The organism is Nonomuraea sp. NPDC049625, from assembly GCF_040675285.1.
Lineage (GTDB): Bacteria > Actinomycetota > Actinomycetes > Streptosporangiales > Streptosporangiaceae > Nonomuraea > Nonomuraea angiospora_A.
Window position 1 is genome coordinate 114,833 of record NZ_JBFAOQ010000025.1, and the last position, 22,666, is coordinate 137,498.

Here is a 22,666-nt window from a genome sequence, read left to right on the forward strand (position 1 = left end):
GCACGCGCCGAGCGCGGCATCCGTGCGCACCGCATGTGCCCAGGTCGCACTACCGCCATCAACGTACGTGCGCTCCGTGATTCGGGTGCGGAGTGGAACTCGGCCACAAAGCTCCCACGTAAAGCGCCAATTGACCCCCAGGCACAGCCAGGTGACGCATACTTACATATTGTCATGTCTCATACGCGTACACAGGTTTTCGCTCATCTCGGCACTCCCACCGCTCCGCTCTATCGCCGGATCATGAATGTCTTCATGGCGAACAAGCGGCGGTTCGTGGTACATCTCCGGCCGGAGGACGTGGCCGAGGCGCTTCGCGGCGATGGCGGCGAACCCGTTGGTCAGGAGCAGGTGGACGGCGCGCTGAGCAGTCTGCGCGAATGGGGCAACCTTCGAGCCGATCCCGACACAGGACGAGTCACCACGGTCGAGGACTTCTATCGGGCCCGTTTTCTGTACCAGCTCAGCAAGGACGGTGAGGCGGCCGAGCGCGCTCTGGAAGTCTTCGAGCGAGAGCTGGGGCGCAGAGGCGAATTGCAGGCGGTGGCCCTGGAGGATATTCGCGTTCGCCTACATGCTCTCGCCCGTGTGGATGGACGATCGCCGGATCCGGCGATCGTCCACAACCTTCTCCTTGAGATCATGAGCAGGCTCGACAGCCTGGCGGCCAACGCCATCGCGTTCATGGGCGGTCTGCAACGCACCATCGACCTTCATGACATCGAAGAAGAGGCGTTTCTGGCCTACAAGGACAGGCTGATCTCCTACCTGGAACGTTTCGTCTCGGAACTCGTCGTCAAATCGTTCGATATAGCCGACAAAATCCGTGGTCTTACCGAAATCGACGACCTGCTCAGGCTCGCAGCGGCGCGGGAGGCGGCCGACGTGGCGCCAGGCGGAAACGACGAGCCGGGTCACGTGCTGGAGACGAAGCTTGCCGAGTGGCGCGACCGCTGGTCCGGGCTGCGGTCATGGTTCGTCGGTGACCGGGTTCGTCCGTGTCAGGCGGATCTGTTGCGTACGCGGGCAAGACAGGCCATCCCGGATCTGCTCGCCACGATCAGTGTGCTGCACGAGCGTCGCGCCGGCCGCAGCGACCGTTCGACCGACTTCAGGACGTTGGCCCGCTGGTTCGCCCAATGTCCGACCGACGCCGAGGCCCATCGGCTGTGGCGGGCCGCCTTCGGGCTGACCTCCGCGCGGCACCTGACGGTGGAGGCCGAACCGGCCGAGGACGTATCAGGAACCATCAGCTGGCTGGAGGCGCCCCAGGCGGAGATCTCGGTACGGCTACGGGCCACCGGCAGCTACGCCAGACGCGGCGCTCCCAGCAAGGTCGTCGATCGGAGCCGGCAACGCGAGCAACTGGCGGCGTTCGTGGCCGCCGAGCGCGAGCAAGCCGAGCTGGCGCGTAAACGGCTGGCGACGGGCCGCACTGTGCTGCTCAGTGAAATCGGGGAACTGGATCCGGCCGAGTTCCGACTGCTGCTCAGATTGCTCCGTGAGGCCCTGGCCCTGGGCCCGGGTGAGGTGCGCACCAGGACCGCTGACGGCGCCCTGGAGATCCGCATGCGGCCAGTGGACGGATACGCCGAGATCCGTACCGAGGCGGGCGTGCTGCGCGGGCCCGACTACGAGGTCGTGATCACGGATGTGACGAAGCCCCGGGAGGTGACCGCGGATGGCGGGCGAGCTACGTGACTTCCAGGATGCCCAGCGTGAGGACGAGCGCCGCAAGGCCGTACGCGCCCTGCTGCGACGGCCGCTGCTCACTCCCGGCGATGCGGACTATCGACTGGTGCGCAAACACCAAGGCTGGCTGGCCGACTGGTTCGCCCGGGAGGCCGGCTGGACGTTGCACGCCGACACGGCCGTGGCGCGGCTGCGGAAGATTCCGGCCCGTCATGGCGACGGCACCCGGGCCGCCCAGGCGAAGGGAAAGGTGCCTTTCAGCCGCCGCCGGTATGTCCTGGCCTGCCTGGCACTGGCCGCGCTTGAGCGTGCCGAGAGCCAGGTGACGCTGGGCTGGCTGGCCGAACGGCTGCTCGCGTTCGCCGCGGATCCGGAGCTGGCCGAGGCAGGGATGGTGTTCACCCTGGGCACCAGAGAAGAGCGCGCCGACCTGGCGGCGGTGGCCGGTCTGCTCATCGGCACGGGCATCCTGGCCAAGGTCGCGGGCGACGAGTCCGCCTACATCAGCGGATCGGGTGACGCGCTCTACGATGTGCACCGCCGCGTGCTCGCCATGCTCCTCGCCACGCGGCGCGGTCCTTCCATGGTGACGGCCACCGCCCTCGATAAGCGGCTCGCCGCCATCAACGAGGAACCGGTCCCCGACACCGAGGACGGCCGCAACCGCATGATCCGCCATTCCCTGACCCGCAGGTTGCTGGACGACCCCGTGCTCTACTACTGGGAACTGACCGACGCCGAACGCGCCTACCTGGAACGGCAACGCGGCCCGATGCTCAAACGGATCACCGAGGCCACGGGCTTCGTGGCCGAGGTCAGGGCCGAGGGCATCGCCTTGCTGGATCCCACCCGCGAGGCCACGGATCTCGGCATGCCCGAGGAAGGGACCGATGGTCACGCCACGCTACTGCTCGCCGAACACCTGGCCGGACTGCTCCGCATGTACCCGGATCAACCGGTGGAACTGGATGATCTGCGAACGCACATGATCCAGTTGGCCGAGCGGCATCGCGGCCTGTGGCGCAAGAACGTCTCCGTGCCCGACCTGACCATGGGCGCCATGCATCGTCTGGAGGCCCTCGGGCTGATTCGGGTGCGCGACAAGAGGATCACCCCTCTTCCCGCGCTGGCCCGCTTCGGCTTCGGCGACCCAGTTATCACAGGAAGCGGAAAGAACGACGAATGAGCCTGCCCACCGCCGCTACCGCCCGCTGGCAGCCGCTGCGTACGGGCCTGGTGGACCTGTTCTACTACGACGACCAGGAGTTCTGGTTCCGTGACGGCCGGATCATGTTTCTCGGCAACAACGGTACGGGCAAGTCGAAAGTGCTGGCCCTGACGCTGCCGTTCCTCCTCGATGGTGAACTCTCACCCAGCCGGGTCGAGCCCGACGGCGACCCCGGCAAGCGCATGGAGTGGAACCTGCTGCTGGGAGGCCGCTACGAGGAGCGGCTCGGCTATGCCTGGCTGGAGTTCGGTCGCGTCACCGAGAACGGCAAGCTCGCCTATGTCACCGTGGGGTGCGGGCTGAAGGCCGTCAAGGGCAGAGGGATCGCCGACCGCTGGTTCTTCCTGACCTCCCAGCGCGTGGGCGAGGACCTTTTCCTCATCGGCAAGAACGGGACGACGCTCAGCCGCGACCGGCTCATCGAGGCGATCGGCCTTTCCGGCCAGGTGGCCCAGACGGCCGAGGGATATCGCAGACTGCTCGATGAGCATCTTTTCCACCTGGGCCTCGAACGCTACGAGGCGCTGGTCAACCTCCTCATCCAGCTCCGCCAGCCGCAACTGTCCAAGCGCCCGGACGAGAAGAAGCTGTCGGCCGCCCTGTCGCAGGCACTCGCCCCGGTCGATCAGGCGCTGATCTCTGACGTCGCCGGCGCGTTCCACGATCTGGAACAGCAGAAGGAGGAACTGAGCGGGCTCCGGGACACCCGCGAGCACGTGCGTCGCTTCCTGACGCGCTACCAGCGCTACGCCGCAGTGGCGGCGCGTCGCCAGGGTGGCGAACTGCGGTCGGCGCATTCCGCCTACGAGCACGTCAACCGCGACCTGAGCACAGTAGCGGACCAGATCGAGCGGGCCACGCGGACCGAGGCCGAGGTGGCGGCGCGGGCCGAGAGCGCGCAGAACGAACTGGCCGAGCAGCAGGCCGTCCGCGAAGAGCTCACGGGCGATTCGCGCATCAAGAACCTGGACACCGCCGAGCGCTACGCCGAGGAGGCGGACAAGGCGCTGGCGGCCGAAGTAGAGGCGGCCGAACGCGCCCAGGTCATCGCCGCGGCCAGGAAGGCCAAGCACGAAGAGGCCGCCGCCGCGGCCGAGATCAGCCGGCAGAACGTGGTCATGCACGAGAACCGCGCCGCCCCGCTCGCCGAGCGCACCGGGCTCGCGGCTCCGCACGCGACCCTGCTGGCCAGTTTCGGCGAGGAGCCCGCGGAGGACGGCATTCGCGCGGCCATGGGCTCGCGTGGCGAAGCTCTCGCGCACGTCACCCGGTTGGCCCAGACCGCAGCCGCGCGACAGCGCGATCTCGTCCAGGCCAGAACCACGCTGACCAAGCGGGAGTCCGAGCGCGACCAGGCGGCCGACCGGCTGGCGACCGCTCAGCAGGCCCTGACCACCGCCATCTCCGACCACGTCACCGCGTGGCGCAGGCACGGCCTCGGTCTACGCGAGCTGACACTGCCGGATCCGGAGGAGTACGGCCTGGCCGCATGGGCCGAGACCCTGTCGGGTCCGCATCCGGGAGAACGGGCGCTGCACGAGGCCGCGCGGCGAGCCAGCCAGGCTCTGGCACGCGAGCAGGCCGCGGCGGTGGCCGGCCGGGACGGGGCCGCCACCGCCCTGGCCGAGCTGGAGGCGGAGCGCGATCGGCTGGCGGCAGGTGAACTGGCCCGGCCACGCGTACCGCACACGAGAGGGGAAGGCGTCCGGGACGGGCGGCCCGGCGCGCCGCTGTGGGCGCTGGCCGACTTCCGCGACGACATCGACGGGCGATTTCGCGCAGGCCTGGAGGCGGCGCTGGAAGCCTCCGGCCTGCTGGACGCCTGGGTCACCCCGGATGGGCGGCTGCTCTCACCGGGAACCCATGATGTGATCGCGCTGCCGGGCGAACGGGCCGCCCGGCCGCTGAGCGAGGCTCTGGTATCCGCAGACACGATGGCGCGGGCCGTGCTGGACACCATCGGCCTGGAGGAGCAACCAGGCCCATACGTGTGCGCGGACGGCAGGTGGCGACTCGGCCCCCTGCACGGCTCCTGGGCCAAACCGAGCGCCGAATACATCGGCGCGGCCGCCCGCGAAGAGGCCAGGCAGCGGCGGCTCGCTGAACTCGCCGAGCTCATCGGGGAAGCCGAGCGGCTCGTCGGACGTGCCCAGGCGGCCGTCGACCGGCTGGCCGCCCGCGAGGAGACCCTGGCGGGCGAGTCGGCTGGGCATCCGCACGACACCGAGCTACGAGACGCGCACACCTCCGCCGTGACAGCCGCGGACCGTCACCAGGACGCCGTCCGGGCAGTGGAGGAACAGGCCGAGGAGGTGCGCTGGGCCGCGGACGACCTGGCCACGGCCGTGGAGGAACGCGACCGGGCCGCCGCAGACACTTCCCTGCCCGCTACAGTGACCGACCTGGCGGAGGTCGAGAAGGCACTGGGGGCATACCAGCAGGTGATCACCGAATTGCTCGCCGCCGTCCGCGTACATGCGGGAAAGCTGTCCGAGGCGAACACCTGGTCCGCCGAGGTTGACGCGGCCGAGGAGGACGTGCGCCGGGCGCACGACCGCGAGCGCCAGGCCCGGCGACGGGCAGCCGAGGAACGCGCGCGGCTGGCAACCCTGCAGGCCGCCATCGGAGCCTCGGTAGAGCAGCTCAAAGCCCGTCTCACCGACACCAAGACGCGGATCGCCGCGTTGGCCGCCGAGCTCAAAAACCTGGAGAAGGCCCACAGGCAGGCGGTAGAGCAGCGCGCGCGAGCCGAGGGCAAGCAGGACCAGCTCAGGACCGACCTGGTCGCGAGCGTGGAACGGCGCGAAAGTGCCATCGCATCGCTGCGGCGCTTCGCCGAGACGGGCCTGCTCGACATCGCGTGCGAAGTGGAGCACTCCGGCTCCTGGGCGCCCGACCCGGCGGTACGGCTGGCACGCCGGATCGAGCAGTTGCTGTCCGACGTCGACGACTCCGACGACGCCTGGCACCGGGTGCAGGATGAGATCACCCGCCGCTACAGCGAACTGGCCGAGGCGCTCACCCGGCATGGTCACCATGCCGTGGCCGGGTTGTCCGACTGGTTCGTGGTGACCATCCAGTTCCAGGGCAGAGAACGGCCGCCGAGCGAGCTGACCAGGCTGCTCGACGCCGAGGTCGACTACCGGGAGCGCACGCTCACTTCCAGGCAACGCGAGATCGTCGAGGAACATCTGGTCAACGATGTGGCCGCGCATCTGCAGCAGCTCATCGCCGACGCCGAGGAGCAAGTCGGCCAGATGAACCGCGAGCTGGAGGAGCGACCGACCTCGACCGGCATGAGGCTGCGAATGTCCTGGGTTCCCGCCAAGGAGGCGCCCGCCGGCCTGGCCGAGGCCCGGGCCAGACTGTTGCGTCAGGGGACGGACCTGTGGTCGCCTGCGGATCGCACCGCCATCGCCGACTTTCTGCAGGCCCAGATCGAGGCCGAACGACGTGAGAACGAGCATGGGACCTGGGCCGAACACCTGCGCCGGGCCCTGGACTATCGGGCCTGGCACACGTTCCTGATCGAGCGATACCAGGACGGCCGCTGGCGGCCCGCGGCCGGGCCCGCTTCCGGGGGCGAGCGGGTGCTCACCGTCTCGCTGCCGCTGTTCGCCGCCGCGTCATCGCACTACCGCTCCGCGCACCCCTGGGCGCCTCGCCTGGTGACGCTCGATGAGGCCTTCGCCGGAGTGGACGACGACGCCCGGGCCAAATGCCTGGGTCTCCTGACGACGTTCGACCTCGACGTGGCGATGACCAGCGAACGGGAATGGGGCTTCTACCCCACGGTGCCCGGGATCGCCACCCACCAGCTGGTGCGCCGCGACGGTATCGACGCGGTCCACGTCACCACGTGGGAGTGGGACGGCGCGAAGGCGGAGCAGGTGGAACGGACCGCGACGAGCCGCCGTCCCAGCAATCCGGTCCAGCCCGAAGACGGCCTGTGGTAAAGGATCCGGTACGGCTGCGCCGTACCCTCGGCGCACCGGAGCTCAGCCGGCTGATCTCGCGGCTCGCTGCCCGGGTCGAGCAGGACAAGGAGCTCTACGCGCCCGTTGTGCTCGTGCAGCCGTCCGACGAGGAACGCAGAGCGGTGGAGCGGCTCCTCGGGCGCCGTGCCCGGCAGGGAACGGCCAGACTCAGCATCAGCCCACAGGCGATCGAATCCGCTCTCCGCCTGGCGGGAGTCTGCGACAACCTCCGCGAAGCGGTGGACCACCTCGTGGGCCCGATCTCCATCCGCTCCCACGAGCGGGCCCGCGAGGAGGAGGCACGGGCGACGCTGCTGGCCACGCTGTCGGGATGCCGCCACGCAGCCGAACCATGGTTCGCCGAGTGGCTGAACAACATCTCATCCGATGGAACGTTGACCAGGGCAATTCGCCAGGGCGGCGAACCGGCAAAGGGGGCACGGGCCGTCCTGGACGTGCTCCCGGCCGACGCCAAGCCGATCAGTGTGCTCGCGGAGCAGGTCACCGGCGACACCAAGGCGCTGTCCGGAACGCCGCTGGCCAGGCTCGTCCTGCGGGCGCTCGCCGCGCGAGCGGGCGAGCCGATGCCGGCCTCGGCGGCGCAACGCCGGGCGCTGTGGGAGTCCGCGGGCGTGATCGTCGATGATCTGGCCAGCCAGGTGCTGGTGCTGGGGCTCAGCGCGACCGGTTCGCCACTCGGGGACTGGCTCACGGCGGCGGCCAAGCACGCCACACCGTTCCGCGTGACGTTGCACCAGCTGGTCACCATGCCCATCCGCATCACCTCGCCCGTCGTGTTCGTGTGCGAGAACCCCGCCGTCCTCCGGGCCGCCGTGGGCGTCGCGGAGGCGGCGCTGGTCTGCACCGAGGGAATTCCCTCCATCGCCTGTCATCGGCTGCTCGCCGCCTGCGCCGACCGGCAGGTGTGGTGGCGCGGGGACTTCGACTGGACGGGATTGCGGACCACGACGGAGGCGGTCGGCCGGTACGGAGCCACTCCATGGCGCATGGACGTGGCGACCTACAAGCAACTGTTGGGTGGCGTGGATTCTGAGCCGTTGCGCGGCAGCCCGGCGGGTAGTCCTTGGGATCCTGATCTTGCTGTGCGGATGAGGATCAGTGGGCGGGCGGTCATGGAGGAACGGCTCATCGACGAGTTGGTCCGCGACCTGCGGACGACGGGCGCTCAGTGAGCGGCTCCTCGATGCCGTGACGTTTCCCATGTGGGGCCGGATCGGCCGCCGCGAGGTCTGTCCGACGATGGCCAAGGGCTTCGTCGGGTCTGCGTCTGGATGCCGCTGGTTCAGGGCCTGGTGGGGGCAAAGACACGTGTGCAGCTCAGCAGGCGATGCGGTTGTGTGGATGCGGAGACGGAACGTCAGCGAGGGGTGACGTGTCCGCGTCTGCCGGTGGATGACGAGTCGGTGTCGCGGCAGTTCTCCACGCTGAGGTGCTGCGGGCTGAAGGGAGCCCTGGCCTTCTTCGCCGAGCCAGCCGCGGGCTGCGGTCAAGTCGCCGGCCGGGATCAGCACTGCTGGCCTGGCACCGCAGACTCATGGCCAAGAAGTGGGACTACAGCAATCGTCGCCGTCCCGGACGGCCACCCACCGCGGCATCGGACAGTTGTCCCCAGCGCAAGCCGAAACAGGACCGCCAACGCCCAGCGATGTGGCCAACCACCGAGTCCACCGCAGAGCCATCCTCGGCGGCCTCATCATCCTATTTTGAGCCCCACAGGAGTATCGGAGCACCTCGAAACTATCTATACTTTACCTACATGAAGAGTAGGTTTTGAAGGGTGATCTGGGTCATCGGACCACCGAACAGGAAGACCGAGTGATGAATCTCCAGTTCCTCTGGTACATCCCGAACCAAGCGCAGCCCGGGCACCGCGGCGACGACGTCGTCGAGAACCACAACAGCCTGGAGACCCTCACCAGCCATGCCCAGGCCCTCGAGGAGCACGGGTGGGGCGGGGCGCTCATCGGCGCCGGCTGGGGACGGCCCGACACCTTCACGGTCGCCACCGCGCTGGCCGCGCGGACCACGACGTTCCAGCCCCTGATCGCGGTCCGGCCCGGCTACTGGCATCCGGCCAAGTTCGCCTCCGCCGCCGCCACCCTGGACCACCTCACCGGCGGGCGAGTGCTGATCAACATCGTGTCGGGCAAGGACAACCTCGCCGCGTACGGCGACAGCGAAGGCGACCAGACCCACCGCTACGCCCGCACCAAAGAGTTCCTCCAGATCGTGCGCAAGCTGTGGACCGAGGAGAACGTCACCTACCACGGCCAGCACTTCAGCGTCACCGGCTCCACCGTGGCGCCGCGAACGGTCGTCCGGGGCGAACGCAAGCACCCCAGGCTCTACTTCGGCGGTGCCTCCGAAGCCGCCGAGAAGGTGGCCGCCGCCGAGGCCGACGTCCAGCTCTTCTGGGGCGAGCCACTGGATGGCGTCGCCGAGCGGATCGACCGGCTCAAACACCTCAGCGAGAAACTGGGACGCGAACACCCTCCGCTGGAGTTCGGACTGCGGATCACCACGCTGGTGCGCGACACCACCGAACAGGCCTGGGCCGACGCCGAGGCCAAGGTCGAGGAGATGGCGAACGGCGGCATCTCGCGTGACCCGAACCGGTTCACCGCCGTCGGTCAGCAGCGGCTGCTCAACCTGGCAGCGCGGGGAGAGGTGCTCGACGACAACCTCTACACCACTCCCGGCAAGTTCGGCGGCGGCGGCGCGGGCACGACCTGGCTGGTCGGCTCGGCCGAGGACGTGGCGAAGTCGCTGCGCAAGTACCAGGCACTCGGCATCACCCACTTCGTGCTCTCCGACACTCCCTATCTGCCAGAGATCAAGCGCCAGGGCGACCGGCTCCTACCGCTGTTGCGCGGATGAGCGCCGATGCCTGATGCCACAGCCGAATGCACAGACCAACTTTGTCCCTCTGCCGCTCTGAAAGGACGCCTCGCTTTGTCAACGCCTTCATCCCGCACGCGGTTAACGCCTTCATTTCGCACGCGAAACACGCAACCGCACCGGCTGCGCTCCGCCGTCACGGTGGCCGTGCTCGCCACCAGCACGGCCTTGAGCGGCGCAGCCGCCTCCGCGTCGACAGCGCGGACATCGGGCCCGGCCGACGTCGACGTGGCGGTGGAATGGTACGACGTCACCGCCGACACCATTGCCGCCGCCGGCTCTTCCACGCAGGTAACCAATAGCCGCACGTGGGCGATCAGCTGGTTGTCCGCCGCCCGCGCCGTGCGATCCGGTCCCCGCCAGCGCGCCTTCCAGGATGCCGCGCTCGCCTCCGCGGTCCGCACCTCACTCGTGGCCCTGGTCCCGGCCCGCACCGCCGAGCTCGACGCGGCGTTCGCGGCGACGCTGGGGCGCATCCCCGCCGGCCCGTCCAAGGATCGTGGCGTGGCGGCCGGAGCCGAGGAGGCGACGGCGCTGCTCACCGAACGGACCGGTGACGGCCTGGACCCGGCGTCGGTCAACCCGCCGTACCCGGTCCCGCAAGCCGCACCCGGGGTCTGGCTACCCACGCCGCCGGCTTTGGGGCCGGCCCTCCAGGCGGGCACGAGGTTTGCCAGACCGTTCCTTCTGGGCCGCGCCGACCGGTTCCGACCGGGGCCTCCTCCCGAACTCGGCTCTCCGGAATATCGGGCCGACCTTGAGGAGGTACGCGACTACGGCGCGGCGAACAGTAGCGCGCGCACGCAGGCCCAGACGGACATCGCGCAGTTCTGGCTGGGGTCCTCACTGACCATCTACAACGGCGTCCTGCGTGCCGCCGTCGTCCAGTCCCGCCTGCCGGCGCCGAGGAAGGCCGAACTCGTCGCGCTCTTCCACGTCGCTCTGGTGGACACCCAGATTGCCACCTCGGATAGCAAGTACACCTATGTGAGCTGGCGCCCGGTCACCGCGCTTCACGCCGCCGACACCGGCCACCCCTCCATCCCTTCGGATCCGGCCTGGACACCGCTGCACACGACGCCGTCGCACCCCGACTACCCGAGCGGCCACAACACCTACTCCGGCGCCGCCGAGCAGGTGCTGACCTCACTGGTCGGCTCCCACTCCCGCGAACCGTTCGAGCTCACCAGCCCGACCGCGCCCGGGTTCACTCGCACCTACACCACGTGGAAGGTCCTGACCGACGAGAACGTCGACGCCCGGGTCTGGTCGGGCATCCACACCCGCTCCGCCGACCAGGCCGGGGTGACACTGGGCCGCCGGGTCGCGTCCTACGCTCTACGTCACGCCGCACGACTGTTCTCGTAGGTCGCACCAGGAAGACCACTGAAGATCCTCGTCTGGCCCCGTTCCTTCTGGGACGGGGTCAAACAGCGGTCGCGGCCGGCCACGACAGCCGTCGCTCTCGGCCTCCGCCACGCGGCGACCTTTGAGATCACAGATGGCGGTACGCGGCGCCGGGATGGGTATCGGGCAGCCGGTGTATCCCGGGGCCGAGCAGCCGCTCGCGCAGCGTACCGTCGTCGTACGAGGTCCGGTGGCGGCCGCGCCGCTGGAGCTCGGGAACCACGAGCTCGACGAAGTCCTCCGCCGTCCCCGGCGGCAGGTACTGCATGAGGTAAGCCGGCCAGGATCGTCACCGCGCTCCAGGAGGCCGACCGCTGGACCGCCGGGCACCCGCGCGAGGCGGCCGCCCTGTTCGACGGCGACCTCGACGCCTGGGAGCACGCGCTGCGCACCCGCCCCTGGGACACGCAACGGCCGCCGGTCCTGATCACCGCAGCTCGGTACGCAACTCGTGGGCGCCGTCCGGGCGGGTGAACTCGTAATACAGCCGGACCCCGCCACCCGGCAGGTCCACGAACTCCAGATAACGCAGGCCCCTGCCGCGATACGGCGACTCCGCCGCGGGCGCCTCGCCCAGCGCGACCAAGGCGCCCGGGTCCGTACCGACGGCGATGCCGGTGCGCTCCTCGTAGTTCTCCGCCGCACTCGCCCGCCCGTCGTAGAACGCCACCACCCGGTCGCCGTCGAAGCGCACCGCGCTGACCCGGACGCCGCGCGCGTCCCACAGCCCGAGCCGGCCGCTCAGCGCCGTGCCGTGCCAGGTCCACTCCAGGCCGTCGAGGCTGGTGGCGTAGTCCGTGACCATCTGGTCGGCCTCGTCGGGGTCGGCGAGCGGGTGGCAGGAGGCCCACAGGTGCCAGACGCCGTCCCGCCGGACGATCACCGTGTCCTTCACCCCGGCCTTCGGATCGCCCGGCAGGACGGTGACCCGCGAGCGCGCATCGAACGCCGCCGGGTCGGCCGCCTCCAGCACCTCCACCCGCCAGTGCTTGGTGCCGGTGGTGGCGCAACTCAGGTACAGCCGCCAGCGCCCGCTCGGCAGGCGGACCAGCGCGGGCCGCTCCAGCGACTCCGCCTCCATCTCCTCGCGGGTCACGGTCGTCAGCGTCTCGAAGCGCTCACCGTCCGCCGACCGCGCGACCACGACGGCGAACCCGCGCCCCTGCCCGACCGGGCGGCGCAGCCGGTAGGCGAGATAGATCAGCCCGTCCGCGGCCACCGCGCTGGGCGCGCCCGCCCAGTGCCCCTCCCCCGCGACCGGCGGCTCGACCGCGACCACGGCGCGATCGGGGTCGGGGAGCAGGGCGGCCTTCTCGTCGATCGACATGGTCGTGAGACTAGGCGACGGCACGGGGCTGGGCACCGACGATGACCTTCCTTTGCACGTTTCCTTTGAGGCCGCCCTCACGCCTTGGCGGCATCCGTGAGCGCCACCTCCACGTCCGGGGACGGCGAGGGTGACAGCAGGTGCGGGCCGAGGGCCGACAGGTCCACGAGCTCTACCGGAGCGTCATGCTCGATGTGCCTGGTCAGCGTCTCGGCGGCATCGATGGCCACCGCCAGGGTCCTGGACCCGATGTGAGGGTTGCCGACCAAAGCCACCACGTTTCCGCCGCTCACGACGACCATCCCTACTCATTTTGAAGGAATTTCGGCGACGCCGAGTGCCCGCAGCAGCTCGGATCGGATCTCGGTGGCGCTCCGGCCGGCATCCAGCCGCTGCTCGGCGGCGATCCTGCCGTGGTCGAGCACGAGAACGCGGTCGGCCAGGGCGATCGCCTCGTCCACGTCATGGGTGACCAACAGCACGGCGGGCCGGTGTTCCTCGTACAGACGGCGCAGCAGGCCGTGCATCTTGAGCCTGGTCAGGGCGTCGAGCGCGCCGAAGGGCTCGTCCGCGAGCAGGAGCCGGGGCTCGCGGACCAGGGAGCGTGCCAGCGCCACGCGCTGCTGCTCGCCGCCGGACAACTCGTTGGGCCAGGCACGCTCCCGCCCGGCCAGACCTACCTCCGCCAGGCTCTCCCGGCCGCGCTCCACGGCGCCGTCGAGTCCGAGGATCACGTTGTCGAGCACGCGCTGCCAGGGCAACAGCCTGGCGTCTTGGAACACCACCGACACCTGCGCGGGCACCTCGACGAGACCGTCCCCGGCGACGTCTGCGTCCAGGCCCGCCAGGGCCCGCAGCAGTGTGCTCTTGCCCGACCCGCTCTGCCCGAGCAGGGCCACGAACTCTCCCGGCGCGATCTCCAGGTCCAGGCCGTCCAGGACGGCGCGATCGCCGTACACGCGGGTCAGGCCCTTGACGCGGATCAGCTGGCCAACGTCCGTCGCCACGACAGCGTCCTCCTCTCCACGAGCCGCACCCCGGCGTCGGAGAAGAGCCCGAGCAGGCCGTACAGGACGATGCCGACGAGGATCACGTCGGTCTGCCCGTACGTGCGCGCCAGGTCCATCATGTAGCCGATGCCGGTGGTGGAGTTGATGAGCTCGGCCACGACCAGGAACAGCCAGGCCGTGGTGACCGCGAAGCGCATGCCGAGCAGGAACCCCGGCAGCGCGCCCGGCAGGACCACCTTCCTGATGAACGCGCCGCGCTTGAGGTCGACGGTCTCGGCCAGTTCGACGTAGCGGCTGTCGATGCTGCGCAGCCCGTTGTGGGTGTGGATGTAGATCGGCACGAGCACGCCGAGGGCGATCATGGTGATCTTCATGCCCTCGCCGATGCCCAGCCACAGAATGAGGAGCGGCATGAGCGCGAGCGCCGGGATGGCCCGCTTGATCTGGATGGGCCCGTCGATCACGGCCTCACCCCACCGGCTCAGCCCGGAGACCAGCGCGAGCATGGTGCCGAGCGGCACGCCGAAGGCCAATCCCAGTGCCACGCGCTGGACGGACGCGAGCAGGTTGGACTGCAGGCGGCCGGACTCGATCAGGTCGGCCGCGGTGGTGACTACGGTCCACGGCGCGGACAGGAAGCGCGGATCCAGCAGGCCAGTCGCCGAGGCGGCCGCCCAGAGCGCGAGGAGCAGGAGCGGGCCGACCAGGAAACCGAACCTGATCCGCGGGCCGGGCCGCAGGCGACGACGCTTGCGCGTGCGGGCGGCCACGGCCGGACGGGAGGCGACGAGCGTCATCACGCACCACCCTTGACCGCGTCCGCGCCCACCGTCTGGAAGCGCAGGTCGTACAGGTCCTGGGCCTTCAGCACCGGGTTACCGGTCTCCTTGGACAGGATGTCGATGGTCTCCTGGTGCCGGGCGATGGCCTCGGACCAGTCGGCGGGGATGTCCGGCTCGCCCGCCAACTCGGCCAGGTATTTGCCGTCTTCGGCGCTGAGACCCTGGTCCTTGACGTAGTAACCGTCGATCCACTCCTTGGGGTGCTCGTAGACCCAGCGCGAGGCCCGTGCCCAGGCGGCGACATACTCGCGGATCGCAGCGGCCTTGGCCGGGTCCTGGAGCGTGACCGTCCGCACGTACAGGTGGCCCGGGTCGTCGCGGAGCCCGTGGCGGATGGTCGTGGCGCCGTCCCTGCCGAACTTGGCGGTGTAGCGCCTGATGTTCACGCCGCCGATCGGAGCCACGTCCACCTGCTTGGAGGCCAGCGCGTTGGGATAGACATCGCCGGTGCTCGGCAGCTCGACCAGGGTGACGTCGTCCTTCGTCAGCCCGGCCTGCTTGAGGACTTTGAGCACGAGCGCGCCCTGAGCCTGGCCGGGGCTGTAGGCGATCTTCTTGCCGCGCAGGTCGGCCAGGGTCTTCACGCTCACGCCCGGCGCGATGCCGAGCTCGTACGTCGGGTGATGGAGCGGGTCCTTGCGGAACTTGGAGGCGACGATCTTCACGGGCAGGCCGGTCCAGGTGGCCTGGATGGCCGGGATCTCCGCTACCGCGCCCACGTCGAGCGCGTCGGCCCGGAACGCCTCGCTGGTCTGCGGACCGCCGCTGATGTTGGCCCACTCAATGTCGAACGAGAACTTGTCGATCTCACCGGACAGCTGCAACGCCACCTTGGTGGGCGGGTCTCCGACGATCAGCTTGGTGCCCTTGGGGACGGACGTCGGCAGCGGCGCGTCGGCAGCGAGTACCGCCGCGGAGCTCTGCTGCTCGCCGCCTCCAGCACATCCGGTCAGGACGGCCAGCAAAAGCACGGCGAGTGCGGGTCTCAGGAGAGCGGAAACAGGCATATGGCATGGCCTTTCACATGTGAAGGTGCAGATCCTTGACGAAGGCGAGCGGGCCCCGCGTGGGACGGTCGGCGACGTCGAACTGCGGGTCATAGCCGCTGGCCAGATAGAGGCGCACGGCCTCGGGCTGGCGCGGCCCGGTGGTCAGGTAGATCCGGCCGTACCCGCGGCGCAGCGCTTCCCGCTCCAGCTCGCGTACGACGAGGCGGCCGAGCCCTTCGCGGCGGTGACGCGGGTGCGTCCACACGCGCTTGACCTCGGCGGTCGCCGCGTCGTAGCGGCGGAACGCGCCGCCGGCCACGGTCTGGCCGCTGGACACCACGATCAGGAACGCCCCGTACGGCGGCGCGAACTCAGACTCCGGATACCTCGCCAGCTCGTCGTTGGGCCCGTACCGGGAGGTGTACTCCAGTTGCAGCCCGGCCAGCAGCGGCGCGGCGGCCGGGTCCGACACGGGGACGAGCCGCACCTGCGCGGTGAGCTCGCTCACGACTCCTGCCGAGGCAGGCCGGGCGGGTTGATCTGCGACTCGGGGATCGCCTCGTTGCCCAGACCCCACCGGTCGAGCACCTCCTTGTACTTACCGTTCTCGATCACGGTGTTGAGCGCCTCGTTGAGCGGCTTGACCAGGCCGTTGTCCTTCTTGGTCATGGCCGCGATGAGTCCCTGCAGGTCCGGCCCGGCGCCGGAGAAGGTGCCGACGATCCTGGACCCGCCGCTGACGGCGATGTTGTAGGCGATGGTCGGATTCGGGCCGAAGTACGCCTGGATGCGGCCGGACTTGAGCCCCAGCAGCACGTCGCTGTACTTCTCGTAGTAGAGGATCTCGACCGGTTTCAGCCCGGCGGCCTTGTTCTGCTTGTCCCAGTCGAGCAGGATCTTCTCCTGGTTCGTGCCAGAGCCGACCGAGACGCGCAGCCCGGCGATGTCGGCCGGCTTGGCGATCTGCTTGATCGGGCTGTTGCCGGGGACCTGCCAGCCGAGCTGGTCGACCCGGTACGTCGCGAAGTCGTAGGTGTCCTTGCGCTCCTCGGTGACCGTGACGTTGTTGAAGACCACCTCGTCCTTGCCGGACTTGGCGGCGAGGAAGAGGTTCTCCCACGAGCTGATCCGCGGGGAGATCTCCAGGCCCAGCACGTCGGCCACGAGCTGGGCGAGGTCGGTCTCCACGCCGATCAGGGTGGTGTCGTCGTCGGCGCGGAACACCAGCGGCGCCGCGCCCTGGCCGCTGAAGCCCACCGCGAGCTTGCCGTCGGCGGCGATGTCCTTGGGCACCTGGGCCGCGATCGCGTTCACCTTGTCGGCCCGTACCCGGTTCTGGTCAGGGCTGAGGTTGATCTTCTTGCCCGCCACCACGGGAGCCGTGGCGGCCGACGGCGCGGTGACGGCGGGCTCGGCGCCGCAGGCCGCGGTCAGCAGGAGGAGCGCGGGCACGACGAGGGCCCGCGCGAGCGAAGCGCGCATGTCATGACGTCCTTGGGGATCAGAGAACTTTGCTGAGGAAGGCGGTGGGCACGATGGTCCGCATGGCCTGCGGCAGGATGATCCGGAAGAGCCGCCGCGCCGGCGGCAACCCCAGAGCGGCCGCCGCCTCCCGCTGTCCGTGATCCACCGACAGCAGGCCGCCGCGGACGATCTCAGCCGCGGACGCGGCCTGGTGCAGCGCCAGCCCCAGCACCGCCGCGGTCAGCGGCCCGATCAGGTCCATCGTCCCGAAGTCGAAGAGCGCCGGCCCGAACGGCACCCCCACCGACAGCCGCGGGTAGAGCAGCGCCAGGTTGTACCAGAACAGCAGCTGCAGGATGAGCGGCACCGACCGGAACAGCCACACGTATGCCCAGGCCACCGACGACAGCAGCCGGTTCGGCGAGAGCCGCATCAGCGCCAGCAGCGTGCCCAGCACGAACCCGAGCGCGATGCCCAGCGCGGTCAGCTCCAGCGTGAGCAGCACCGAGCGCACCACCGACGGCGCGAACAGGTACTGCCCGACAACGGGCCACTCCCACGCGGGGTTGGTGACCAGGGCGCTGGCGACCATCCCCAGCACGACGAGCACGCAAGCGGCGCCCAGCCACCGCAGCGGACGACGGGCCGTCACCACCTCCAGCGGCCACCGCGCGTCCTGGCGGGCCGGTGACTCTACTTCAGGCAGCGTCATGAGCCGCCTCCGATCTCGATCACGCGGTCACTCCTCGGCGAGAGGAAGGGAGGGTTGATGACGAGATTTCGTGATCAGTGACATTGCGCGCTGGCGACGTGGCCGTGGTCCACGTGCGCGCGCCGGGTCAGGTTCGCGGCCTGGCTCATGCCCACGAAGCTACGAGCACATTCCGATAAAGTCAACATTTCCTACTGGATATACATGTATTATCCCACTGGTACCGTCCGAGATGCACAGGCACCCGGAAGGGCTTCACGACATGCACATGATCACGCAGTCGGAGATCGAGCGTCTGCTCACCCCTTCCGACTACATTGACCTCATCGAGGCCGCCTTCGCCGCCCATGCCCGTGGCGAGACCTCACCCAGCCGCCTGTCTCACCTCGACAGCCCGCCCGGCGAGTTCCACATCAAGGCCGCCGGGCTCGGCGGCGTGGTAGCTGTCAAGATCGGCGCCTGCTTCTATGACCGGCCCGCCACGCTGGGCCTGCCGAGCATCGTCGGCGTCATCGCCCTGTTCGACGCCACGAACGGCCAACCCCTGCTGTTCCTGGAATCGGCCACGGTCACCCGGCTGCGCACCGCCGCAGCCACCGCCGTGGCCGTACGCCACCTGGCACTGCCCGACGCCGCTACCCTGGCCATGCTCGGCACCGGCGCCCAGGCCGCCGCCCACATCGCGGCCATCCGGGCGGTCCGCCCGATCGAGCGAATTCTCGTATGGGGCCGCGACCCGGCCAAGACCGCGCGCTTCGCCGCCGAACACGGCGCCGAGGCCACCCGCACTCCCGCCGAGGCCACCCGGCAGGCCGCCGTCGTCGTCACCCTGACCCCCTCCACCGATCCCTACTTGGGCTTGCGCGACGTACGGCCAGGCACGCTGGTGGCGGCGGTGGGCTCCGACGCGCCCGCCAAACGCGAACTCCACGACGACCTGCTCGCCGCCGCCACCCTGATCACCGACGTCACCCACCAGTGCGCCGCAGTCGGCGAACTCCACCACCGCCCGAAGACGCCGGTCAAGGCCGAGCTCGGCGAAATCGTCCTGGGTACGAAGACCGGCCGCGAGCACGCCGACGACCTCGTGGTCTTCGACTCCACCGGCACCGCCGTCCAGGATGTCGCCGCCGCGCAGGCGCTCTACACCGCCGCGATGAAGAACGGCGCCGGCCACCCGCTCCCCCTATGGGAATGAGCACGACGGCCGCCACCAGAGCGACCAGCAAGACGCCAGCCAGCGTCGTCACACGGATCCATCGGTCTTCCGAGAGGTCGAGCACGGCGGGAGCGATTCGGCCTTCCTCAGCCGCATCGGTGAGCTCGGCCGACATGGTGATCATGCAGTCGTGGCCCGTCTCCAGTTCCCGCACCTGTGCCGGGCTGCCGTTGGGCTGTATCGCTGGGACGGGCCGCCGCTTGATGCCCTCCGGTAGGCCGGCGACGCAGTGAATGTGCGTCTGCGGAATCGTGCGCACGGCCGGGTTGTCCAGGCGGACCGGTTGCCGGAAGCAGAGCACGGGCTGATCCGGCAACATCGCCCGCAGCCAGGCCACGTCCGCCGGGTCGGTGACCCCGAGCATGCTCAGGGGCGGCGGCAACCTCCTGAACAGGCCGGCATCCCCTCCGTTGGCGTACGGCGCGTGCCGGGCCTGCACCGGGAGGAGGTCGCGATGCTCGCCGGCATCAGCGCCGACTACTACCTGCGCCTGGAGCAGGGCGGCGACCGCAACCCCTCCGCGCAGGTCCTCGAGTCCCTCGCCCGCGTGCTGCAACTCGACGACGACGCGACGGCCTACCGCTACGCCTCGGGCGGGAAAACCCCGGTGGCGGCGACGGCGGCCCCGGAAGGAGACCGTCCCTCCGGGCGTCGCCAAGCTCGTCGTCGCGCTTCCGCTCCCCGCGTACGTGGAGGGCCGCTACTTCGACGTCCTCGCCGCCAACGCGCTGGCGACCGCTCTGTCGCCGCGACTCGTGGCGGGGGGCAACCGCCTGCGGGACGTGTTCCTCGACCCCGCCGAGCAGGCCCTCTACCCCGACTGGGAGGACGCCGCGCAGGGCATGGTCGCCGGGTTCCGCGAGTCCGTCGGCACCGACACGGACGACCCCCGATTCATCGAACTCGTCGGCGAGCTCTCCCTCGCCAGCCCTCACTTCAGCAGGCTCTGGGCCCGCCACGACGTGAACACGTGCGAAGGCACCCCCAAGCACATCGACCACCCCCAGGTCGGTGGCCTGTGGCTGAACCGGGAGAGACTGGGCGTCAGCGGCGCGCCAGGCCAGACGCTCGTCGTTTTCCCTCGTGGATCACGGCTTCGGAACGGGTGGGCAGGGCCTCGTGGCCGACGACTTCGATATCTATGCCGAGGGCGAGAAGGTATGGAGGCGGCCGCGCGGCGGTTCTCTGCTCGACGATGCCAAAGGAGAACTCGCGCGCCCGCTCACCGGGCAGGGGGTTCGGCGGCGGACGGAGGCAGGGGCGGGGAGCCGGTGGCCACCAGGCCGGCGACCGGTCTCACCTTGCGGCGGGCGATCAGCCACCTACCGTCGTACTGCTCGAAGTCGTCCTCCACCAGGCCGATCGTCGTCCAGTCCGCCGGCCGCAGGTCGCCCTGAGCGGGGTTGGCCTGGTACCAGTGCCAGACCGTCGCGTACGCGGACACCCGGGGTCGGCCCGTGTCCCACTCGATGGCTATCTGGCCGAGCACGTGCGCCACCATCTGCTGGCGCCGGCGCGGGCCGTCCAGCATGAACGCGGTGCCGCAAGGTACTCGACGGGCTGACCAAAGAGGCTGAGGTACTGGCGCTCCGTCACGAGAACCAGGTCCTCCGCCGTCAGCTCAGCAGCCGGCCTCGGTAGGGTGGCGCCGACCGTCTCTGGCTTGCGGCGTTGTCGCGACTGATACACCGCCGCCGGGGGGCGGAGGTGTTCCCGGTCACCCCGGCGGCGATCCTGCGTCGGCATCGCAGTCTCGTGGCGCGTAAATGGACTTTCACAGACAGGCGGCGTCCGGGACGGCCCTGCACCCGCCGACCGGTCAAGGCACTGATTGTGCGGATGGCGCGGGAGAACCCGAGCTGGGGGCATAGCAGAATCCAAGGCGAGTTGGCCGGGCTGGGCTACAGCATCGCGGTCTCCATAGTGTGGGAGGTCCTGCACGCCGCCGGTATCGATCCGGCACCCCGCCGAGCCGGGCCGACCTGGCGGCAGTTCCTGACCGCTCAGGCCCACGCGATCATCGCCTGTGACTTCCGCGCGGTCGAGACGATCACGCTCAAACGGCTCTACGTGCTGCTCTTCATCGAGCACGGCACCCGACGACTGCACCTGGCCGGCGTAATCGCACACCCGACCGGGGCCTGGGCGGCCCAGCAAGCCCGCAACCTGGCGATGAACCTGGGCGACCGCATCACCGGGCTACGGTTCCCGATCCACGATCGGGATCCGCTCTTTACCTCGGCGTTCAGGGAGGTCTTCACAGCTGAAGGGCTGCGGATCATCACCACGCTGCCGCAGACGCCGAGGATGAACGCCATCTGCGAGCGCGTCATCGGCACGCTGCGCCGTGAACTTCTGGAGCGGATTCTGATCCTCAATGAACGCCACCTGGCCCGCGTGCTCCAGGAGTACCTGATCCACTACAACCGGCACCGGCCGCACCAGTCCCGGCAGCAACGTCCCCGGACATCGCAGCGCAGCCCGCTCACGACGTGACCGACCTCAACGACCAGCGGATCGTCCGCCGAAAACCCGTCGTTGCCAGCATGATCAGCGAATACCACCACGCCGCTTAACCGGCTCAGGACCCATAGCTCAATATTCGAGCGGCACAGGCTGGCAGCGGACTACAACCGAGGCTTTCGCGGCGATCATCATCGGAACAGGCCTCTGCTAATCGAGCCGCCCTCTTCCGGCTGATGACGGCCTGGCCGATGCCCTGGGCCAACTTGCTCTCCCAGACCCGAGTGCGATGGACGTTGACGCCGCCATCTGCGCTCCTCAGCGGTGCGCCTGCCGATAATTACATCCGCCCAGGTCATAACCCTGCAAAGGCTTCGCGTGACGGCGCGAGCTCCGGCCACCCAGGAGACGGAACCAAGTGCGGCATGACGATCGGCCGTGCTCCTTCGCCTGGCCTACCTCACCGTCATGAACACGTTCGCCACACTGCGGTTGCTGCCTATGGGCGATCGGGACAAGGACGTGGAGATACTTGCCCTGCGTCACCAGATCACCGTCCTCGAGCGCCAACTCGGCACCGACACCGGGGTCAGATTCGCACCCGAGGACCATGCCTTTCTCACCGCCCTACTGACCTCGCTACCCCGCGAGACCCTGCGCCAACTGCGGCTCTTCGTCCAGCCGGACACCGTCCTGCGCTGGCACCGCGATCTGATGAAAACGACGTCACTCGCGTACCTGCCGGCCGAAGCGGCCCGGGCGCCCGCCCATGGTGCGCTCCATCCGTGCCCTCATCCTGCGTCTGGTCCGCGAGAACCCGGCTGGGGCTATCGGCGGGTTCGCGGAGAACTCACCACGCTCGGCATCAAAGTCGCACCGTCCACGGTGTGGGAGATCCTCAAGCAGGAAAGTTTCGATCCGGCGCCCGAGCGGGCGTCCAGCACGTGGGCCGACTTCCTACGCTCGCAAGCCGACGCCCCGCTGGCCCGCGATTTCATCGAGACCGTCACCTTGAACGGGCAACGCCAGTACATCCTGGCGGTCATCGAGCATGCCACCAGGCGTGTCCGTGTGCTCGGCACCACCGCGCACCCGAGCATGAGCTGGGTCACCCAGGCGATCAGGAATCTGGCGATGCGGGCTGCCGGGCGCGCTATCTGATCCGAGACAGGGATGAGAAGTTCCCAGCCCCCATGGACGATATCCTCGCCGACGTCGGCATCAAGACCGTGCTCACCGGTGTCCGCATGCCGCGGATGAACTCGATCATGGAGCGGTGGATGCAGTCGTGCCGCCACGAACTCCTCGACCGCTGCCTTGTATGAGCAATGCTTGAGATCTGTGGATCACTGGGAAGGGGTGTACCGTCCCGGTGATCATGTGAATCCACAAGCATGACCGACGCGCCAACGTCGGC

At 69.4% G+C, this 22,666-nt stretch carries 20 protein-coding genes and 2 pseudogenes; 12 read left to right on the top strand and 10 right to left on the bottom strand.

Going from position 1 to position 22,666, the window contains the following annotated elements; all coding sequences use genetic code 11:
* Positions 1 to 174: 174 nt before the first annotated feature.
* From AB0J87_RS57775 to AB0J87_RS57800, 6 genes are all read left to right on the top strand, one after another.
* Positions 175 to 1,701, top strand: coding sequence for a TIGR02677 family protein (locus AB0J87_RS57775; RefSeq protein ID WP_363983542.1), 1,527 nt, complete (start codon positions 175 to 177; stop codon positions 1,699 to 1,701).
* A complete protein-coding gene (locus tag AB0J87_RS57780; protein WP_363983545.1) occupies positions 1,682 to 2,878 on the top strand; it encodes a TIGR02678 family protein in 1,197 nt (398 codons plus the stop codon). The genes AB0J87_RS57775 and AB0J87_RS57780 overlap by 20 nt, the downstream gene beginning before the upstream one ends.
* On the top strand, positions 2,875 to 6,876 hold the full coding sequence (locus tag AB0J87_RS57785; protein ID WP_363983548.1) for a TIGR02680 family protein: 4,002 nt from the start codon (positions 2,875 to 2,877) through the stop codon (positions 6,874 to 6,876). The genes AB0J87_RS57780 and AB0J87_RS57785 overlap by 4 nt, the downstream gene beginning before the upstream one ends.
* The gene (locus AB0J87_RS57790; protein WP_363983550.1) at positions 6,870 to 8,090 is read left to right on the top strand and encodes a TIGR02679 family protein; all 1,221 of its coding nucleotides are present in this window, start codon (positions 6,870 to 6,872) and stop codon (positions 8,088 to 8,090) included. The genes AB0J87_RS57785 and AB0J87_RS57790 overlap by 7 nt, the downstream gene beginning before the upstream one ends.
* Before the next feature lie 646 nt (positions 8,091 to 8,736).
* The gene (locus tag AB0J87_RS57795; RefSeq protein ID WP_363983552.1) at positions 8,737 to 9,795 is read left to right on the top strand and encodes an LLM class flavin-dependent oxidoreductase; all 1,059 of its coding nucleotides are present in this window, start codon (positions 8,737 to 8,739) and stop codon (positions 9,793 to 9,795) included.
* 189 nt (positions 9,796 to 9,984) lie between these two features.
* The gene (locus AB0J87_RS57800; RefSeq protein WP_363983554.1) at positions 9,985 to 11,184 is read left to right on the top strand and encodes a vanadium-dependent haloperoxidase; all 1,200 of its coding nucleotides are present in this window, start codon (positions 9,985 to 9,987) and stop codon (positions 11,182 to 11,184) included.
* Between the two features lie 127 nt (positions 11,185 to 11,311).
* Here AB0J87_RS57800 and AB0J87_RS57805 read toward each other — a convergent pair whose 3' ends face one another.
* The 9 genes from AB0J87_RS57805 to AB0J87_RS57845 all read right to left on the bottom strand — a co-directional run bounded on the left by AB0J87_RS57805 (position 11,312) and on the right by AB0J87_RS57845 (position 17,567).
* Positions 11,312 to 11,491 carry a hypothetical protein gene (locus AB0J87_RS57805; RefSeq protein ID WP_363983556.1) on the bottom strand — a complete coding sequence of 60 codons (180 nt, stop codon included), beginning with the start codon at positions 11,489 to 11,491 and terminating at the stop codon, positions 11,312 to 11,314.
* Positions 11,492 to 11,650: 159 nt separating this feature from the next.
* Positions 11,651 to 12,550, bottom strand: coding sequence for a hypothetical protein (locus AB0J87_RS57810; protein WP_363983558.1), 900 nt, complete (start codon positions 12,548 to 12,550; stop codon positions 11,651 to 11,653).
* A 77-nt stretch (positions 12,551 to 12,627) separates the two neighbouring features.
* Positions 12,628 to 12,843, bottom strand: coding sequence for a hypothetical protein (locus AB0J87_RS57815; RefSeq protein ID WP_363983560.1), 216 nt, complete (start codon positions 12,841 to 12,843; stop codon positions 12,628 to 12,630).
* A gap of 15 nt (positions 12,844 to 12,858) precedes the next feature.
* A complete protein-coding gene (locus AB0J87_RS57820) occupies positions 12,859 to 13,557 on the bottom strand; it encodes an ABC transporter ATP-binding protein (protein ID WP_363983562.1) in 699 nt (232 codons plus the stop codon).
* Positions 13,533 to 14,357 carry an ABC transporter permease gene (locus AB0J87_RS57825; protein ID WP_363983564.1) on the bottom strand — a complete coding sequence of 275 codons (825 nt, stop codon included), beginning with the start codon at positions 14,355 to 14,357 and terminating at the stop codon, positions 13,533 to 13,535. Before AB0J87_RS57825 ends, AB0J87_RS57820 begins: the two co-directional genes overlap by 25 nt.
* Positions 14,357 to 15,409, bottom strand: coding sequence for an ABC transporter substrate-binding protein (locus tag AB0J87_RS57830; protein ID WP_363983566.1), 1,053 nt, complete (start codon positions 15,407 to 15,409; stop codon positions 14,357 to 14,359). The genes AB0J87_RS57825 and AB0J87_RS57830 overlap by 1 nt, the downstream gene beginning before the upstream one ends.
* 13 nt (positions 15,410 to 15,422) lie before the next feature.
* Positions 15,423 to 15,899, bottom strand: coding sequence for a GNAT family N-acetyltransferase (locus tag AB0J87_RS57835; RefSeq protein ID WP_363983568.1), 477 nt, complete (start codon positions 15,897 to 15,899; stop codon positions 15,423 to 15,425).
* On the bottom strand, positions 15,896 to 16,873 hold the full coding sequence (locus AB0J87_RS57840; protein ID WP_363983570.1) for an ABC transporter substrate-binding protein: 978 nt from the start codon (positions 16,871 to 16,873) through the stop codon (positions 15,896 to 15,898). The genes AB0J87_RS57835 and AB0J87_RS57840 overlap by 4 nt, the downstream gene beginning before the upstream one ends.
* Positions 16,874 to 16,892: 19 nt before the next feature.
* Positions 16,893 to 17,567 carry an ABC transporter permease subunit gene (locus tag AB0J87_RS57845; protein WP_363983572.1) on the bottom strand — a complete coding sequence of 225 codons (675 nt, stop codon included), beginning with the start codon at positions 17,565 to 17,567 and terminating at the stop codon, positions 16,893 to 16,895.
* Between the two features lie 268 nt (positions 17,568 to 17,835).
* Here AB0J87_RS57845 and AB0J87_RS57850 point away from each other — a divergent pair, with 268 nt between their 5' ends.
* The 3 genes and pseudogenes from AB0J87_RS57850 to AB0J87_RS57860 all read left to right on the top strand — a co-directional run.
* Positions 17,836 to 18,765 (top strand): hypothetical protein, encoded by a 930-nt coding sequence (locus AB0J87_RS57850; protein ID WP_363983574.1) that lies wholly within the window; start codon positions 17,836 to 17,838, stop codon positions 18,763 to 18,765.
* Positions 18,766 to 19,240: 475 nt separating this feature from the next.
* Positions 19,241 to 19,303 (top strand): annotated as a pseudogene (locus tag AB0J87_RS57855) (hypothetical protein); the annotation flags it as partial.
* Positions 19,304 to 19,475: 172 nt separating this feature from the next.
* Positions 19,476 to 19,805 (top strand): annotated as a pseudogene (locus tag AB0J87_RS57860) (transcriptional regulator); the annotation flags it as partial.
* A 203-nt stretch (positions 19,806 to 20,008) separates the two neighbouring features.
* Here AB0J87_RS57860 and AB0J87_RS57865 read toward each other — a convergent pair.
* The gene (locus AB0J87_RS57865; RefSeq protein WP_363983576.1) at positions 20,009 to 20,317 is read right to left on the bottom strand and encodes a nuclear transport factor 2 family protein; all 309 of its coding nucleotides are present in this window, start codon (positions 20,315 to 20,317) and stop codon (positions 20,009 to 20,011) included.
* A 176-nt stretch (positions 20,318 to 20,493) separates the two neighbouring features.
* On the opposite strand from AB0J87_RS57865, the gene AB0J87_RS57870 reads away from it, so the two are divergent.
* The 3 genes from AB0J87_RS57870 (at position 20,494) to AB0J87_RS57880 (ending at position 22,574) form a co-directional block, all read left to right on the top strand.
* A complete protein-coding gene (locus AB0J87_RS57870; RefSeq protein ID WP_363983578.1) occupies positions 20,494 to 21,282 on the top strand; it encodes an integrase core domain-containing protein in 789 nt (262 codons plus the stop codon).
* 435 nt (positions 21,283 to 21,717) lie between these two features.
* Complete coding sequence (locus AB0J87_RS57875; RefSeq protein ID WP_363983580.1) at positions 21,718 to 22,410, top strand: hypothetical protein; 693 nt, start codon at positions 21,718 to 21,720, stop codon at positions 22,408 to 22,410.
* 32 nt (positions 22,411 to 22,442) lie between these two features.
* The gene (locus AB0J87_RS57880; protein ID WP_363983582.1) at positions 22,443 to 22,574 is read left to right on the top strand and encodes a hypothetical protein; all 132 of its coding nucleotides are present in this window, start codon (positions 22,443 to 22,445) and stop codon (positions 22,572 to 22,574) included.
* Positions 22,575 to 22,666: the final 92 nt, after the last annotated feature.

Coding starts and splice junctions, on each gene's coding strand:
- AB0J87_RS57810 (WP_363983558.1), bottom strand. CDS start 12,550: ATGTCGATCGACGAGAAGGCCGCCCTGCTCCCCGACCCCGATCGCGCC.
- AB0J87_RS57785 (WP_363983548.1), top strand. CDS start 2,875: ATGAGCCTGCCCACCGCCGCTACCGCCCGCTGGCAGCCGCTGCGTACG.
- AB0J87_RS57795 (WP_363983552.1), top strand. CDS start 8,737: ATGAATCTCCAGTTCCTCTGGTACATCCCGAACCAAGCGCAGCCCGGG.
- AB0J87_RS57805 (WP_363983556.1), bottom strand. CDS start 11,491: ATGCAGTACCTGCCGCCGGGGACGGCGGAGGACTTCGTCGAGCTCGTG.
- AB0J87_RS57845 (WP_363983572.1), bottom strand. CDS start 17,567: ATGACGCTGCCTGAAGTAGAGTCACCGGCCCGCCAGGACGCGCGGTGG.
- AB0J87_RS57875 (WP_363983580.1), top strand. CDS start 21,718: ATGAACACGTTCGCCACACTGCGGTTGCTGCCTATGGGCGATCGGGAC.
- AB0J87_RS57880 (WP_363983582.1), top strand. CDS start 22,443: ATGGACGATATCCTCGCCGACGTCGGCATCAAGACCGTGCTCACCGGT.
- AB0J87_RS57850 (WP_363983574.1), top strand. CDS start 17,836: ATGATCACGCAGTCGGAGATCGAGCGTCTGCTCACCCCTTCCGACTAC.
- AB0J87_RS57775 (WP_363983542.1), top strand. CDS start 175: ATGTCTCATACGCGTACACAGGTTTTCGCTCATCTCGGCACTCCCACC.
- AB0J87_RS57840 (WP_363983570.1), bottom strand. CDS start 16,873: ATGCGCGCTTCGCTCGCGCGGGCCCTCGTCGTGCCCGCGCTCCTCCTG.
- AB0J87_RS57830 (WP_363983566.1), bottom strand. CDS start 15,409: ATGCCTGTTTCCGCTCTCCTGAGACCCGCACTCGCCGTGCTTTTGCTG.
- AB0J87_RS57825 (WP_363983564.1), bottom strand. CDS start 14,357: ATGACGCTCGTCGCCTCCCGTCCGGCCGTGGCCGCCCGCACGCGCAAG.
- AB0J87_RS57780 (WP_363983545.1), top strand. CDS start 1,682: ATGGCGGGCGAGCTACGTGACTTCCAGGATGCCCAGCGTGAGGACGAG.
- AB0J87_RS57865 (WP_363983576.1), bottom strand. CDS start 20,317: ATGCTGGACGGCCCGCGCCGGCGCCAGCAGATGGTGGCGCACGTGCTC.